Here is a 17,569-nt window from a genome sequence, read left to right on the forward strand (position 1 = left end):
GTTTTAGGTCTTTTCGAAAACGTTTTCGATTTTTAATTCGTAAATTCCTTTGTGATTTGTAGTTAAGTTTGACAGTGATAACCATAATTACTAACTAACCGAACAAAAAAATGAAAAAGCTACACCAGTATTTAGGTACATTATTTTTAATGTTTTGCCTATTTTTTTTACCCAATAAAGGGTTTGCCCAAAATACCAATACAGTTTCCGGAAAAGTGCTTGACGATAGCGGAGTAACCGTTCCCGGAGCAAATGTATCGATTAAGGAAACAGGCATAAGTACCGTTACAGATGAAAACGGGGGATATTCGTTCTCGAATGTCGAAGCCGGAACCTATACTATTATAGCAACCAATGTGGGATATAAAACTTTCGAGAAAAAAATTGCCATAAAACAAGGAGAATCTCTCGAGGTAAATTTATTGCTTGAAGGAGAATCACAAAGTTTAAAAGAAGTTGTAGTGACAGGATCGTCAACACCAAGATCTAAACTCGAATCGAGTGTTGCAATTACGACAATGGGCGCCAAAGCAATCGAAGACAGAGCGCCGTCAAGTACAGCGGCATTGCTTCAAACCATTCCCGGATTTGTAGTAGAAGCATCTGGAGGGGAAATAGGAAATAACCTTTTCGCAAGAGGAATTCCGTCTGCGGGAGCTTACGAGTATGTACAAATTCAGGAAGACGGATTACCGGTTTTTGAAGATGGGGCTTTGCAATTTGCCAATGCTGATACTTTTTACAGACTTGATGAAACGGTAAGCAAAATGGAAGCCGTTCGTGGAGGTTCTGCCTCAATTTTTGCCAACAATGCTCCCGGAGGGATTATCAATTTTATTTCTAAAACGGGACAGAATGATTTTCAGGGAAGAGCAAAATTCACCACATCAGATTACGGAATGTTCAGAACTGATCTTAATTTATCAGGCGCTTTAATTCAGGATAAATTATTTTTTAATGTTGGAGGTTTTTACAGAGCGGATAACGGAGTTAGAAACACAGGATTTACAGCCAATAAAGGCGGACAAATAAAAGGAAACATTACCTATAAATTTGATGACGACGATTATCTAAGAGTAAATTTCAAGCATCTTGATGACAGAAACACATTCTATTTGCCAATTCCGCTAAAGAGTACTAACGGAAAAGTAGAAGGAATTCCCGGATTTAACCCGAATTACGGAACGTTGACTTCAGTAAATTTAAGTCACTTAAATGTGCCTCAATACGGTGGTGGAACTTTTAGCGCAGATTTAGAAGATGGTTCTCATCCCATTATCAACTCTATTGGAGCTGAATTCAAAAAGAAAATATCGGAGAAAGTAACGTTCAAAAATGCTTTTAAAAATACCAATATCGATTTGAATTATAATGCCATTTTCCCTAATGGAGGTCCGTGGACACAAGATGCTTATGCAACAAGCGTTCAAAATACAACGGCTAGTAATCTGACATATTCTTATGTAGATAACGGACAAAAGCTGGATCCAAATGCTTTGATTATGAGAGCAGATCTTTGGCATATCGAGAAAAAAATGAACAATTTCGCAAACAATTTCTCTTTCAATTTTGATTTAGATCCTGTAAAATTAACAGCCGGTTATTATTATTCGAACTGGAAATCGAATCAATACTGGAACTGGAATTCGTATTTAGTAGGCGTTTCAGATAATCCGAGATTGTTAAATGTAAAAGACAATACTACCGGAGTTGATCATACCTGGAATGGGGTAGAAAGAATTACCTGGTTAGAAAGAGATGCACAAACTAAAGGACTTTTGAATGACATTTATGCTGATGCCGAAATTAAGGCAACAGATAATCTGACTTTCAACGCAGGTTTAAGATACAACAAAGACAAATATTCAGGTTACAGGGACAACGCCAGATTTTTTGCGGAAAATTTAGGGATTTTAGACAACAATACAGCTGATGATGCAGTGACAACGGTAAAAGGAAATCCATATACATACTGGAGATATGATGTAAGCGAATGGTCGTATACTGCGGCGGCAAATTATAAATTTAATGATAAAATGGCTTCATACGCTCGTTACAGCCATGGTTTTAGATCTCCAATCGAAGAATCTTTTTACGATAATGCGGCTGATTTAAGCAAACTTCAAAATACCGAGGTAAATCAAATCGAATTAGGATATAAATATTCCGGTTCATTCTTCTCTGTAAATGCGAATTTATTTCATATGGGGCTGAAAAATGTTGCTTTCACGGATATTTTATCTGACGGGTCTTCTGAAAATAAATTTGCTGACGTAAACAATATTGGTCTTGAAGTAGAAACCAATGCGAGATATGAGTTTGTAAAACTGAATTTTACCTTCACCGTTCAAAAACCGGAGTATGATAATTTTACAGGAACAAATGCAGACGGTTCTACTTTTGATTTTAATGGAAACACAGCCAGAAGAATCCCTAAATTTTTCTGTAACCTAAGACCGGAAGTAGATATTACAAAAGATCTTACAGCTTATGTTCAGTTCTCTTATTATGATAAAAAATACACAAATCAGGATAACAAACAAGTTTTGCCTGCTTATAAAGAAGTGGGTGCAGGTTTAAGTTATAGATATAATAATCTTCGTTTTGCAGTTGATGCTTCGAACTTATTCAACGAAATTGGTTTAACAGAAGGAGATCCAAGACAAACAACATCTGCGGCAAGCGATGTGTTTATGGCAAGACCTATTTTAGGACGCGCCTTCAGATTTTCTGTAGCGATTAATTTCTAAATTTATATAAACGGTTTGGATATAATCTGCAAAAAATATTAAACACATAGGAACATAGATTTTTATAGTTTAAAAAAAGAGCGAAAAAGAAACTAGTTTCTACACATAGCTATGTGAGTTAATGTAAGTGAAATGCCTTTTGAACGCAAACCAAGCTATGTTTCTATGTGTTAAAAATTACAAATTATATACGGTAACGTAGAGGCGCACAGCAGTGCGTCTCCGCACCGTAATCCCAAAGCAAAGACAAATAAAAAAAATGAAAAACATAGGAATTAAAATCTCACTTTACCTCAATTATTTTGTCTTCGCTATTTTATTAAACAGCGTAGGTATTGTGATTTTAAAATCGCAAAAAAATTACGGAGTTGATGAAGTTCAGGCAAGTATTCTGGAAGCGTTTAAAGACATGCCTATTGCCATTGTATCTTTTTTTATTGCGTCTTTTTTACCAAGAATAGGGTATAGAAAATCGATGCTTATCGGTTTGGGTTTGGTGACTCTGGCTTGTATTTCTATGTATTTTGGAAACTCTTTTGACAATGCTAAAATTCTTTTTGCAATCGTTGGGGTTTCATTTGCCCTGATCAAAGTTTCGGTGTATTCATTGATTGGAACTGTGACCGAAACCAAGAAAGAACACAACGCTTTGATGAGCAGTATCGAAGGTTTTTTTATGGTGGGGATTGCGTTGGCTTATTTTTTATTTCCGGCGTTTAATCATGAAGAAGACCCTGATTCATGGTTGAATGTATATTGGTTTTTAGCAGCATTATCGTTCTTGTCATTTCTGTTTTTATTTTTTGTAAAATTCAAAGAACCCGAAGTTTCGGCAGGAGCCAATCTTAAAGATGATTTCCTGCAAATGTTCCGATTAATGGCAAAATTACTTACCGTTATTTTTGTGATTAGCGTCTTTTTGTTTGTCATGATTGAGCAAGGAATACTTTCGTGGCTGCCAACATTCAATACAAAAGTGCTTTATTTACCGGAGAATATCAGTATTATGATGGCAAGTATTCTGGCTATTTCATTAGCTGTCGGGAGGATGATTGCAGGTATTGTGACCAAAAAAGTAAACTGGATCTGGGTTTTAAGTTTCTGTATCTTTTCTGCCATGCTGATTGTGATTTTTGTACTTCCAAAAACAGTTGGATTAGAAGTTAAGAATATCAATACACTTTCAGATATTCCTTTAATAGGTTTTGCATTTCCTTTAATAGGCTTGTTTATTGCACCTATTTATCCGTTACTAAATTCGATTGTATTGAGCGCTTTGCCTAAAAACCTGCAAAGCTCCATGACCGGATTAATTGTCATTTTTTCTGCTCTTGGCGGTACATTAGGTTCCAGAATAACAGGATGGCTGTTTAAAAATGAAGGACCGGAAAAAGCCTTTTATTTTACCTTAATTCCAATGTCTTTATTATTAATATCCTTTTTTATTCTTAAAAAAATAACTGCAAAAGATGAAATTTAAATTACATATAACCCAAACGATCGAAAAATTATTAGCTCAGGAAGATACTGATGGCGATAAGAAAATAACGATTGATGATGATGGGCCAAAAAAGTTTTTATTACATGATGAAAACGGAAATTCGGCATTGATTGAAGGAACTTATCAGCTTTCGAATTTGTTGCAGGAACTGGCTTTGGCCAAAAAAAACAATACTGAGTTTGCCGAAATCAATCTGGATCAAATCACAGAAGATCCTGTAAAAAGAATTTCAGGAAAAATAAAAAACCTGTATTGGAAAGGCCTTACCCGAACTATTGATGCTGATGGCGTAAAGAAAATCCTGGAAGACAATAAGATCGAAAACGAATTGGCGTATTTGTATGTGCCTTTTGGCGACGAGATCGTTTTTGATTATTTCAGGAAATTAGAAGCTGTAACTCCAAAATTGAGAGTGGTGCAAATGCCTAAAAACATTTCACCCGAATATGTTTTGTCACTGAACAAAAAGCCCGGGATTTTAGCTTTGGCACTTCAAATTAAGAATAATGAAATTTCAGGAGTTCCGTTTGTGGTTCCTGGCGGAAGGTTCAACGAAATGTACGGTTGGGACAGTTATTTTATTGCCAAAGGGCTTTTAATCGATGATAAAATCGAGCTTGCCTTAGGTATTGCAGAGAATTTCAAATATCAGATTGATCATTACGGAAAAATCTTAAATGCCAACCGAAGCTATTATCTGACCCGCACGCAGCCACCGCTTTATACATCGCTCATTAGGGATGTTTTAGAGAAATCGAATCCTGATATTTTCTGGATCGAAAGGCATCTGAAAACAGCCATAAAAGAATATAAAACTGTTTGGATGGAAGAAGGCAAACGACTTACGGCAAATGGATTAAATCGGTATAAAGCAGAAGGAATCGGACTTCCGTTTGAAGTTGAAGAAGGTCATTTTGATGATATTCTGGAGCAATATGCGCCAAAGTACAATTTGTCTACGCGAGAATTCGAAAAGAAATATCTCGAAAGAGAAGTGGTCGATGAAGAACTGGATAAGTACTTTATTCACGATCGCAGTATGCGCGAAAGTGGTCATGACACCACCAATAGACTGGTTGGTGTTTGTGCCAATTTAAATACTGTTGCCATAAATAGTTTGCTTTATAAATATGAAACAGACATTGCGTTTTTGATTAAAAAGTATTTTAAAGACGAGTTTCAATATTTTGAAGATAAATCTTTCTCCAGTGAATATTGGCTTTCGAAAGCTGCTTCAAGAAAAGAAAAGATAAATGAATTATTGTGGAATCCCGAAAAAGGAATTTATTTCGACTATGATTTTGTAAACGAAGAGCAGCACTTTTTTGAAGCCGCTCCAACATTTTATCCGCTTTGGGCAAAAATAAGTACTCCTGAACAAGCAGAAATTTTGGTAAAAAAGACATTACCAAGGTTTAAAATGAAAGGAGGAATTGCAGGAAGCACCAAAGAATCGATTGCCGGTGTAGACGAAAATGCGCCAATACGCCAATGGGATTATCCGTTTGGCTGGGCGCCGCATCAAATGCTTTTATGGGAAGGTTTATTGAATTATAATTTCAACAAAGAAGCGCAGGAAATGGTCTACCGCTGGCTTTGGCTGATTACCAGAAACGCCGTTGATTATAACGGAACTATTCCGGAGAAGTTTGATTTGTCGATAAGTTCACACAAAATTTTTGCCGAATACGGAAATGTAGGAACCGAATTTGATTTTATAACCGAAGAAGGTTTTGGCTGGATGAATGCTTCGTATCAATACGGACTGACAATTTTAGAAGATGATTTAAAACAAAAATTATCTGATTTGGCTGATCCTGATGAACTATTTTAAGACACTTAAATGACAAAGCTAACAGGTTTTAAAATCTGTCGGGTTTACTCTGCGTAAAAAAAACAGCCACAGATTAAAGGATTTCAGGGATTAAATCAGAGGAAATCTTTTAATCTGTGGCTTAAATTTTATTTGTATTTAAGTTCTGTGCCAAACCTAACAGGTTTTTAAAACCTGTTAGGTTTCGTATCAGGAAACTATACTTTTCTTCCCATTAAGTTCTCGCCAAAAGTTCTCAGAATATCTTTCTTTTCGGCGTTAATATCCATTTTTTCCAAAGTTTCAAAAGCTCTGAAAGTGTACATTTCTATAGCCTCCTGCGTCGCTTTTGAAGCACCTGAATCATTAAAAATGGTTTTTGCAGTAGCTATTTTATTAGTATTGTCCTCTAGCTGCAAACTGAATAATTGCTCTAATTCAGTAGCTTTTTCAGCTGATGAAAATTCTCTTGCTTTCAGGTATAAATAAGTCTTTTTATTTTCAATAATATCTCCTCCAACCTGTTTTCCAAAAGTTTCGGGATCTCCAAAAGCATCCAGATAATCATCCTGGAGTTGGAAAGCCAGTCCTAAATTCAATCCGAAATCATAAATTAAATCGCCTTCTTTTTCAGAAGTTTTAGCTACAATGGCTCCCATTTTCATAGCTGCTGCTACTAAAACAGCCGTTTTATATTCGATCATTTTAAGATATTCCGGAATGGTAACATCGTTTCTTTTTTCAAAATCAACATCCCATTGCTGTCCTTCGCAAACTTCAAGGGCGGTTTTGCTAAATAATTTTGCTAAGTCCCTAAAAACAATTGGATCGTATTGTTCAAAATATTGATAGGCAAGGATAAGCATTGCGTCTCCGGAAAGAATTCCGGTATTCAAATCCCATTTTTCGTGCACGGTTTCCTGTCCTCTTCGCAAAGGAGCATCATCCATAATATCATCGTGGACCAGTGAAAAATTATGAAAAACTTCAACAGCCATTGCAGCCGGAAGGGCCACTTTATAATCAGTGTCAAAAACTTCCGAAGCCATTAAAGTTAGTACAGGACGCATCCGTTTTCCGCCAAGACCTAAAATATATACAATGGGATCGTAAAGGTTTTTAGGCTCTCTGTTAATGCTTTGTTTTTCTAAATAAGTGATAAAAAAATCCTGGTATTGGCTAATATCGTGCATAAAATTTAATCTGAATTGCGAGGCTCAAAGATACGATTCATTATGAATTATTCCTTTTTTAAAATTTTAAATGATAGTTTCCATCTGAAAATGGCTCCAAATCCGTTAATTTCTAAGGGATTAGAATTTTTTCTAAAAAAACTTGGAAACTTTTTTGGTGTTTAGAGTTTCCTGTCTATATTTGCACCGTTAAATGGAAACTCCGAACACTAAAAAAGTTTCCGCAAGAGATTTGGGTAATTTATAAACTCAATTAAATCAAATATTTATGAAAACAACATGGACCTTAGATTCTAGCCAATCAGATGTTTTAATTAAAATGAGACATTCGATAATTGCCTATATGGGAGGAACTACCAATAAATTTGATGGATACGTGAACATTGAAGACAATGAAATTGAAGATGCTTCGGTTGAGTTTTCTTTAGATATCAATAACAAAAAAGATAGTTTTCAACAGATCGATACGTATTTGCAACTTCAGGATTTTTTCGATGTAGATGAACATCCTATTATTAGTTTTAAATCGACTTCCTTTCAAAAAGTAAACAATAACATCAATTTCTTTAAAGGAGATTTAACCATTAAAGATGTGACCAGAGTAGTAGAGCTTGATGCTGAGTTTATTGGTGTTAACAATTATAACGGGGAGAAAAAAGTTGCTTTTGAAATCAAAGGAGATATCAAACGTCAGGATTTTGGCCTAGACTATAATTCGTATAATCATAACGGAGGGTTAGCGCTTGGAAAAGACATTAAACTTATCGCAAATTTAGAGTTCAGTATATAAATCTTACATAATGTATAAGTTAATGTAAAATTATTACAAATATTACGGAAACTATTTTTCTGATTTTAGTTTCCTAAGTATATTTGTGATGCAATTCGAAAATTAAAATGAAAGAGAAAATTATATCAAAAGCAAGTGAGTTGTTTTTAAAACTGGGTTTTAAAAGTGTTACCATGGATGATATTGCAGGAGAAATGTGTATTTCGAAAAAAACGATTTATAAATATTTCTGTAATAAAGAAGTGCTGATAGAAGAAAGTACGTCTACAGTTCATAAACAGGTACATGAAGTTATTGATACCATTGTAGCGAAAGATTATAACGCGATTCATGAGAATTTTGAAATTAGAGAAATGTTTCGCGATATGTTTAAAAATGCAACAGATACATCGCCTCTATATCAGTTAAAAAAACATTATCCTGAAATCTATCAAAACATAATGACTCATGAAATAGATCAGTGCAATCATTATTTCAGGGATAATATCTTAAAAGGAATTAAAGAAGATTTATACAGGGCAGATTTAAATATCGATTTGTATGTGAAATTTTATTATACCCTGATTTTTCATATTAATGCAACTACTGTCTCAGAAAGAGAAGCACAAAAAATAGAATTAGAAGCACTGGAATATCATACCAGAGCAATGGCAACAGAAAAAGGAATACTGGAATTAGAAAAACAACTTAAAAAAATTACTATTTAATCATCAATCTATGAAACGAATAATTCTTATATTTTTGTGTTCAATTGGCTTGTCTGCCAGCGCACAAGTCAAAACACTAACCCTGAAAGATGCTATTGTATATGCGCTTGAAAACAAAGCCGATGCAAAAAAAGCAAAATTACAGGTTGAAAATAGTGAGTACAAAATTCAGGAAGTACGATCAAGAGCGTTACCGCAAATTTCTGCGAACGGAAACTTAACTCATAATCCAATCATTCAAACGACAGTTATAGATGGTGCCGGATTTGGTCAGCCGGGAACTACGATTCAGGCAGCATTTGGTCAAAAATGGACTTCAACTGCAGGAGTTTCCTTAACGCAGACTATATTTGATCAATCTGTTTTTACCGGATTAAGAGCTGCGAGATCTACCCGCGAATTTTATCAGATAAACGATCAGTTAACAGAAGAGCAGGTAATCGAAAGAGTGGCTAATAACTATTACTCTGTTTATGTACAACGCGAAAGACTAACTTTATTAGACAGCAATTATGTGAATACTACTAAAGTTCGTGACATCGTAAAAGGACAATTTGATAATGGTCTGGCTAAGAAAATTGATTTAGACCGTATTGTTGTTAAAATGTCAAACATTGATACAGAACGTCAGCAAATTAAAAATCAAATTGCATTACAGGAAAATGCTTTAAAGTTTTATATGGGAATGCCTATCGAAACCTTAATTGAGATCCCTAAAGAAGAATTTGAAGTTGTTCCTGCTGCATTGACAGAAGTGCCAAATACAGAAAACAGAACAGAATACCTGCTTTTGAAAAAACAAGAAGAACTTTTAGTATTCAATAAAAAAGCTGTTGAAGCAGGATACTACCCAACGCTTTCTCTGACCGCAGGTTACAATTATATTGGACAAGGTCCGGAAATGCCGTGGTTTGCAAAACCTAAAAATGGAGTTTACTGGTCAGATTACTCTGCAATTGGTTTAAATCTACACGTACCAATTTTTACAGGATTTGGAACCCGTGCCAAAGTAAGACAGGCTGATGTAGAAATCAGATCGCTTCAGGAAGATATGAAAGACACCAAACTTTCACTTGATTTAGATTACAGAAACGCAATGGCTGATATCGAGAACAACCTTGTAACGATTCAAAATCAAAAAGAAAACATGCAGTTGGCAACTGAAATCCTAAGCAATACAAAAAACAATTATCTTCAGGGATTAGCATCACTAACAGACTTGTTAGATGCTGAAAATGCACAACTTGAAGCTCAAAATAACTATACCAGAGCAGTCTTGAATTACAAAATTGCCGAAGTAGCACTAATCAAATCAAAAGGCGAACTTAAAACTCTTATTAAATAACTAAACAAAATGAAGAAAACTATTATAACAATCGTAATCATAATTGCAGCGCTGGGTGTGATTGGATATGTCTTAAATAATAATAAGAAAGAGAATAAAGCAAAAACAGATATCGTGGCAGAAAAAAATGCTGCAGTTTCAGTAAAAGTAGCTCCGGTAAAAACAGAAGAAGTTTCATTGGATTTCGTGGCTAACGGAAACTTTCAGCCTATTCAACAATTGACTTTCTCTGCTGAAAAATCAGGAAAAGTAATTACTGTTTTAGCTAAAGAAGGTGATTACGTAAAAGTAGGACAGACTTTGTTAACAATGAGAGGTGATGTAATTAATGTAAGCGCACAACAGGCACAAGCCGTGTATCAAAATGCAAAATCAGATTACAGCCGTTACGAAAATGCTTTTAAAACGGGTGGTGTTACAAAACAACAATTAGATCAGGCAAAATTAGCGTTAACAAATGCTGAGTCCAGCCTGAAACAAGCGAACATTAATGTTGGAGATACCAGAGTAAAAGCTCCAATTAGCGGATTTATCAATAAAAAATACATTGAGCCGGGATCTATCTTAACAGGTATGCCTGCAACTGCATTGTTTGATATCGTAAACGTATCTAAATTAAAATTAGTAGTTACTGTAAACGAAAACCAGGTAGCTAGTTTGAAAAAAGGAGATAATGTAAAGGTAACAGCGAGTGTTTATCCTGATAAATCTTTCTCTGGAAAAATCACTTTTATTGCTGCAAAAGCTGATGAATCTTTGAATTTTCCTGTTGAAATTGAAATTACAAACAATGTAAACAACGACCTTAAAGCAGGTATGTACGGAACAGCAAACTTTGGTTCTAAACAACAAAAACAACATCTTATGGTTGTACCCAGAAATGCTTTCGTAGGAAGTGTGAGCAGCAACGAAATCTTTGTAGTGGATAAAGGGATCGCAAAATTAAGAAAAGTAACTGCCGGAAGAATTTTAGGAGATCAGGTAGAAATTATTAATGGGTTATCTGACGGAGAAACTGTAATTGTTACAGGTCAAATTAACTTACAAGACGGTAATACTGTAGAAATTATTAAATAATTTAAAGCATAAGCTACACGCCATAAGCACTATGCTTATGGCCTAAAGCCTACAGCCTAAAGCAAAATATATGAAATTAGCCGAAATATCCATAAAACGTCCGTCGTTGGTAATTGTATTGTTTACAATTCTAACACTTGGTGGATTGTTTAGCTACAGCCAACTGGGCTATGAGCTGATCCCGAAATTTGAACAAAACGTTATTACCATTTCTACTGTTTATCCTGGAGCATCTCCAAGTGAGGTAGAAAATACCGTAACCAAGAAAATAGAGGATGCGATCGCATCCCTGGAGAATGTTAAAAAAATTGACTCGAAATCATACGAAAGTTTGTCTATCGTTTCAATCACACTAACATCAAATGCAAAAGTCGATTTCTCTTTGAATGATGCACAGCGTAAAATAAACGCTATCATTAGTGATTTGCCGGATGATGTTAAAACGCCCGCATTGACCAAGTTCTCGCTGAGTGATTTACCAATTATGACATTGGGTGCCAATGGTAAAATGGACGAAGCGGCATTTTACGATTTAATTGATAAAAAAATTGCGCCTATTTTATCCCGTGTACAAGGTGTGGCTCAGGTAAATATCATTGGTGGTTCTGAGCGTGAAATTCAGGTAAATCTTGATGCTGTAAAAATGCAGGGTTACGGATTATCTGTTCCTCAGGTACAGCAAACTATTTTGACTTCGAACTTAGATTTCCCAACAGGAAACATCCAGACCCGTAATCAAAAAATATTAATTCGTTTAGCGGGTAAATATAAAAGTGTTACAGAATTAAGAAACTTAGTAGTTTCTTCTCAAAACGGAATTCAGGTTCGTTTAAGTGATATTGCCGATGTTCAGGATACGCAAAAAATTGCTGAAAAAATATCACGTGTAGATCAAAAAAGTGCTATTGTTTTACAAATCGTAAAACAATCTGATGCGAATGCAGTAGCGGTAAGTGAGCAATTATTGAAAACAATTGCGACTCTTGAAAAAGATTATAAAGTAAACCAGTTAAAACTAGAAGTTGCAAAAGACAGTACCGTGTTTACGCTTGAAGCTGCAGATTCTGTAGTTCACGATTTATTAATTGCGGTAGTTCTGGTAGCCTTTGTAATGTTGTTCTTCCTGCACAGTATTAGAAACTCATTGATTGTAATGGTGTCTATTCCGGCATCTTTGATTGCTACTTTTATTGGTATCTATTTAATGGGATATACCTTAAACTTAATGAGTTTATTAGGATTATCTCTTGTGGTTGGTATTCTGGTCGATGATGCGATTGTGGTCCTCGAGAATATTTATCGACATATGGAAATGGGTAAAAGCCGAATTCGTGCTTCTTATGATGGGACAGCAGAAATTGGCGGAACGGTAACTTCGATTACATTGGTAATTGTGGTAGTGTTCCTGCCTATTGCAATGAGTTCAGGATTGGTTTCTAATATCATTACGCAATTTTGCGTTACAGTAATTATATCTACTTTACTTTCACTTTTAGCGTCATTTACTATCATTCCTTGGTTATCATCCCGTTATGGTAAATTAGAGCATATTGAAGGAAAGAATTTATTTGGAAGAATTATTCTTGGTTTCGAAAGTTACTTAACACGTTTCACCAACTGGGTTTCTGAATTATTGACCTGGTGTTTAGATCACTATATCAAAACAATTTTAGTTGTTGTAGTATTGTTTTTTGGATCTACGATAGGTTTAATGGGTGGAGGTTTCATTGGAGGAGAGTTTTTCGCATCGTCTGATAGTGGAGAGTTCTTAGTACAAATCGAAATGCCAAAAGATGCTTCGTTAGAACAAACGAACTTCATGACTCAAAAAGCAGAGGCTTACTTAAAAGCACAGGAATACGTTCATAGCCAAATTACAACGGTAGGACAAACCAGTGAAGGTTTTGGAGCATCACAGGCTACAGCTTACAAAGCAGAGATTGACGTAAAAATGATCGAACAAAAAGATCGTACAGATGATGCTAACGTTTACGCTGCAAAAATCAAACGTAAGCTTGAGAAAGTATTGGTTGGAGCAAAAGTAAAAACCGTTCCTGTAGGTATCTTAGGTACTGCTGAAGATGCTACATTAGGATTAATCGTAACAGGTCCATCTACAGAAAGTGCTATGGCATTTGCTAAATTAGCTGAAGCTGAATTACGTACAATTCCCGGAACAACAGAGATTAAGTTAACAGTTGAGGACGGAAACCCTGAGATCAACGTTAAAGTAGATCGTGATAAAATGGCTGCTTTAGGATTAACACTTCAAACAGTTGGTTTAACGATGCAAACTGCTTTTAGCGGAAATACAGATGGTAAATACAGAGCAGGTGAATACGAATATGATATCAACATTCGATATAATGCATTCGACAGAAAAAGTATTACTGACGTTAGTAATTTGATTTTTATTAATGCGGCAGGACAACAAATTAAATTGTCTCAGTTTGCAGATATTACAGAAGGTTCAGGGCCTAGCCAGTTAGAGCGTAGAGATAAATCTGCTTCTGTAACGGTAAAAGGACAAAACGTTGGGGTTCCTTCAGGAACAATTGTTACACAATGGCAGGCTAAATTAGACAAGCTTAAAAAACCAGCTGGTGTAAACTATATCTGGGGTGGTGACCAGGAGAACCAATCTGAAGGGTTTGGTACTTTAGGAATCGCTTTATTAGCGGCAATTATCTTGGTTTACCTTGTAATGGTGAGTTTGTACGACAGTTTCGTTCACCCGTTTGTGGTATTGTTTGCTATTCCGCTTTCGTTCATTGGAGCGATGCTGGCCTTAGCATTAACAAACAACTCATTAAATATCTTTACTATTTTAGGTATTATCATGTTAATTGGTCTGGTGTGTAAGAATGCGATCATGCTTGTCGATTATACCAACCAGAGAAGAGCTGCAGGAGAATCAATCAGAACAGCGTTAATTCAGGCGAATCATGCTCGTTTACGTCCGATTTTGATGACTACGATTGCGATGGTATTTGGTATGTTCCCAATCGCATTAGCATCCGGAGCAGGAGCTGAATGGAAAAACGGATTGGCCTGGGTAATTATCGGAGGATTAATTTCTTCGTTATTCTTAACTCTTATCGTGGTTCCTGTTATTTATAACATCATGGAAAAAATAATTGCTAAAGTTAGCAAAGGAGAGAAAATCGATTACGAAGCTGAAATGGTGGCAGATTATACGCCAACAGAAGTGAGTGAAGATGGTTTTAATCCTAAACATACCCATTAATTGATTTAATTTTAGACTGAAAAATCCCAAATTCCTTACGGAGTTTGGGATTTTTTTATTTGAAACCTGAAACCTGAAACCTGAAACCTCAAAAATTATTTAAGGTATACATAATGATTATAATAATCGATAATCGCTTTTCCTTCCAGCAAAACATCGGCCCCAATAATGCCGTGAACGGGTTTTGCTTTATGGGATTGCAATGCTTCATTTACATGTGAAAGATCAAAAATCACAATACTAAAATCTTTATTTTTCCAGCTTCCCAGCTGTAATTTATTTTGAGACGAAATCTGTGTTTTCATTCCGGTTCCGCCAGCTCCTGAGGCTTTTGTTTTCGATTTTTTTGCGTTTAATTCAAAACGTTCAATACTTTCAAATCCTACACAGGAATTCGATGCGCCGGTATCTAAGATAAAATTTCCTGAAACGCCATTGATTTTGGCTTTTATTAAAAGGTGTTGTGTTTTGGTAACCTTGAATTTTATTTTTTTGTATTTCTCTTTTTTGAGAACCTCGTGAAGATTTTCCATTTTCGATAGGGATTGAATATCAAAAATAAACCAATTACAGCCAATAAACTAATGATGTAAAAGATATAATTTGTCGATTTTTCTTCTGATGAAATCGATCCGTAGTACACAAAGGAACTCCAGTAATAAGGGGATTTTTTAGCATTCGGAATTGATTTATCATTCAGAAAAGCAATTTTGGCATTGGTATTGGCTTCAAAATAAGGAACCTTTTTTTTGACGTTTTTATAAAAATCAGTCATAAAAACAGATGTCGTATAATCATTTACCTTCCATAATGAAAAGAGTAAATTTTGTGCTCCGGCAAACTGAAAACCTCTTGCGATGCTCATTGCACCTTCGGCTTTATAGAGTTTGCCAATTCCGGTTTCGCAGGCACTTAAAACCACTAAATCCGGATTGATGTTCAGGTTGTACAATTCAGAATATAAGACTTCCTGATCGTAAAACTTAATACTTGCCGGAGTTTCAAGATCGCCGGAAGAAGCATGCGTACTTAAATGCAAAATCGAATATTGGTTGGCATTATTTTTAAAGTTAGAAAAAGTCGCTTCTGAGTTTTCTAAATATTTTCCTTTGAAATTATTTCGAATCGATTCCAGTTCTTTTTTTGAATAACTCAACTCAAAAGCTGTCTTTTCGAAAACCGGGAAAACGCCTAAAACCGTTTTTTGAGAGTTTGACACTGGTTTTGAATTGAGATAAATATTTGCCGAAGTGTTATACCCAATCCTGAAATCATTCAGTAAATAATGCATTTTGGCAAAATTCGTTGTGGATGATTCTTGTGTAATCAAAGCTTCAAAGGGAAGGAAGTTTAAAATTCCGTCAGGAACAATGATGAGGTTTTTATAGCTGGTATTCTGAGGAAGTTTTAAGATGTCGTAGACTTTGTTTCCATAATAATTATATCCCGAAATATCATTGGTAATAGCATCTGAAGAATTAAAATATTCTACGAATTTAAAGATGTAAATCATTGCCGTATGAGCAGTATAGATATGATTCAGATTGATTCGATTGTTTTGTAAGGTAAAAGAATACAGATTCTCAGCGCCCATAAAATAATACACGATTATAGCTTTGTCTTTTTCTAATTTTGAAAATAAGGCTTTTAAATCACAATTTTTAGTAATATAATTGGGGTTTTTATTTTGAATTTTCTTTAAAGAAAGCATCAGTTCATTTTGCTTTTTTATTGCTGAATTGATGCTGGAGATATTTGCCGAATTTCCCTTTTGCTGTTCTTTTACAATAGTATTATTTAAGTTTTGAAGTTGCTGCAAAAGTTGTATTTCTTCTGTGGAAGCATTCTTAATATCCGAACGATACTCTTTTAAAATTCCTGATTTTGTTCTTTCAGCTAACTGAAAAGCTTGTTCTAAATATTCAATTTTACGTTCCTTCTGATACAGTCGATCATAAATCGAAAGGCATTTTTCAGTGCGATTACGCGCTCTGATTTGGGTTATGATTTTAGAATTTTCATAAACCAAAACAGTCATCAATAAATCTTCGATATGAAGTGACAGTTGATACGCTTCAAGCGCTTTTTTTAGTTGATTTTGATTAAGAAAGATTTCTGCCTGTAAATCCAGAACATCAATTAAAATCGTTTCAGCATACAATCGATTTTGGTTAGGAAGAACATTTTTTGAATTGTAATTGGGAATTAAGATTTTAAAAATAGCTTCAATTTGTTTTGAGCTTTCATCATATTTTCGTTCATCAAACAATAGCAAGGCTTTTTCATAATACAATTTTGCAACCTTTCTAGGTTGTGGATTGGCTGTTTCAAAAAATAGTTTTTCTGCTTTTTCTAAATAAGAGTTTGCAATTTCAAACTGATGCCTTTGACGATTGAGTGTTGCAAGATTTCTATAAGAATTAGATAAAGTTTCGGATTGATTTTTTTCATTTTTTAAATAGTTTACCGCCAATCCGAATGCTTTTTCTGTCTTTTCATAAGTTTCCGGACTCCTTAAATTGGTTCCGGGACTTAATAAGTAACTATTTCCCAGATTATTCAGTAAAATTCCTTTCTGAGAATTCGATAATTTTTCTGATTTTAAAGTACTTTCTAATAATGCAATAGCTAAAGCAGTTTTACCGGAACTCTGATACACATTCGATAAATTTAAGATCGCAGCAAACTTTTGCTTTTGGGCGTCAGGATAGTTTTTAGAAGTATTTACAATAAAAAAGTATTGCTTAATGGTGTTTTCGGCGCTGTCATAATCGCCCAGAACGGTATATAAATTACCTAATGGCTTTAGACAGAATTCGATAATATCGTAGTTGCTGAGTTTGTTTTTCTGATAAATTTGCCAGGCCTTTTCGTAACCCGCAATTGCTTTTTGAGTTTGCCCAAATTGATTTTCATAATAGGCTTTATTGCAGTTTAGAACTACGATTGCCAGAAGTTCGTCTTTAGTTTTTAGTTTAGGATTTTTCCAAAAAGCAATTTCGAGATTATTTAAATTTTGTAACGCTTCTGCAGAAGGATTCGCCACAAAAACATCAACGGCATTATATATTTTATCTTCCTGATGCTGTCCGAATAACATCAGTGTTGAGAAGAATAAGATATAGTAATAAAGTTTTGTCATAAAT

11 protein-coding genes are annotated in these 17,569 nt (G+C 34.9%); 8 read left to right on the forward strand and 3 right to left on the reverse strand.

Annotated features, from left to right (window positions below; genetic code table 11):
* The first annotated feature begins 110 nt into the window (after positions 1-110).
* The 3 genes from ACHRWY_RS05830 (at position 111) to ACHRWY_RS05840 (ending at position 6,085) form a co-directional block, all read left to right on the forward strand.
* Positions 111-2,750, forward strand: coding sequence for a TonB-dependent receptor (locus tag ACHRWY_RS05830; protein WP_395353308.1), 2,640 nt, complete (start codon positions 111-113; stop codon positions 2,748-2,750).
* A 259-nt stretch (positions 2,751-3,009) separates the two neighbouring features.
* Entirely contained in the window at positions 3,010-4,230 is a 1,221-nt protein-coding gene (locus tag ACHRWY_RS05835; protein ID WP_395353309.1) for an MFS transporter, read from the forward strand.
* Positions 4,220-6,085, forward strand: a complete 1,866-nt coding sequence (locus ACHRWY_RS05840; protein ID WP_395353310.1) for a trehalase family glycosidase — start codon at positions 4,220-4,222, stop codon at positions 6,083-6,085. The genes ACHRWY_RS05835 and ACHRWY_RS05840 overlap by 11 nt, the downstream gene beginning before the upstream one ends.
* Positions 6,086-6,282: 197 nt before the next feature.
* Here the strand turns inward: ACHRWY_RS05840 and ACHRWY_RS05845 are convergent, their stop codons facing one another.
* On the reverse strand, positions 6,283-7,257 hold the full coding sequence (locus ACHRWY_RS05845) for a polyprenyl synthetase family protein (protein WP_395353311.1): 975 nt from the start codon (positions 7,255-7,257) through the stop codon (positions 6,283-6,285).
* Between the two features lie 268 nt (positions 7,258-7,525).
* On the opposite strand from ACHRWY_RS05845, the gene ACHRWY_RS05850 reads away from it, so the two are divergent.
* The 5 genes from ACHRWY_RS05850 to ACHRWY_RS05870 all read left to right on the forward strand — a co-directional run bounded on the left by ACHRWY_RS05850 (position 7,526) and on the right by ACHRWY_RS05870 (position 14,423).
* The gene (locus tag ACHRWY_RS05850) at positions 7,526-8,047 is read left to right on the forward strand and encodes a YceI family protein (protein WP_395353312.1); all 522 of its coding nucleotides are present in this window, start codon (positions 7,526-7,528) and stop codon (positions 8,045-8,047) included.
* Between the two features lie 107 nt (positions 8,048-8,154).
* A complete protein-coding gene (locus tag ACHRWY_RS05855; protein ID WP_395353314.1) occupies positions 8,155-8,754 on the forward strand; it encodes a TetR/AcrR family transcriptional regulator in 600 nt (199 codons plus the stop codon).
* Positions 8,755-8,764: 10 nt separating this feature from the next.
* Positions 8,765-10,099, forward strand: a complete 1,335-nt coding sequence (locus tag ACHRWY_RS05860; protein WP_395353315.1) for a TolC family protein — start codon at positions 8,765-8,767, stop codon at positions 10,097-10,099.
* 9 nt (positions 10,100-10,108) lie between these two features.
* On the forward strand, positions 10,109-11,176 hold the full coding sequence (locus ACHRWY_RS05865; RefSeq protein ID WP_395353316.1) for an efflux RND transporter periplasmic adaptor subunit: 1,068 nt from the start codon (positions 10,109-10,111) through the stop codon (positions 11,174-11,176).
* A gap of 70 nt (positions 11,177-11,246) precedes the next feature.
* Positions 11,247-14,423: an efflux RND transporter permease subunit gene (locus tag ACHRWY_RS05870; RefSeq protein WP_395353317.1), complete on the forward strand. Its 3,177-nt coding sequence runs from the start codon at positions 11,247-11,249 to the stop codon at positions 14,421-14,423.
* A 95-nt stretch (positions 14,424-14,518) separates the two neighbouring features.
* Here the strand turns inward: ACHRWY_RS05870 and ACHRWY_RS05875 are convergent, their stop codons facing one another.
* Positions 14,519-14,956 carry a retropepsin-like aspartic protease gene (locus tag ACHRWY_RS05875; RefSeq protein WP_395353318.1) on the reverse strand — a complete coding sequence of 146 codons (438 nt, stop codon included), beginning with the start codon at positions 14,954-14,956 and terminating at the stop codon, positions 14,519-14,521.
* Positions 14,908-17,565 (reverse strand): CHAT domain-containing protein, encoded by a 2,658-nt coding sequence (locus ACHRWY_RS05880; protein ID WP_395353319.1) that lies wholly within the window; start codon positions 17,563-17,565, stop codon positions 14,908-14,910. Before ACHRWY_RS05880 ends, ACHRWY_RS05875 begins: the two co-directional genes overlap by 49 nt.
* Positions 17,566-17,569 lie beyond the last annotated feature (4 nt).

This window comes from Flavobacterium sp. FlaQc-48, assembly GCF_044007335.1.
In the GTDB taxonomy this organism is placed as follows: Bacteria; Bacteroidota; Bacteroidia; order Flavobacteriales; family Flavobacteriaceae; genus Flavobacterium.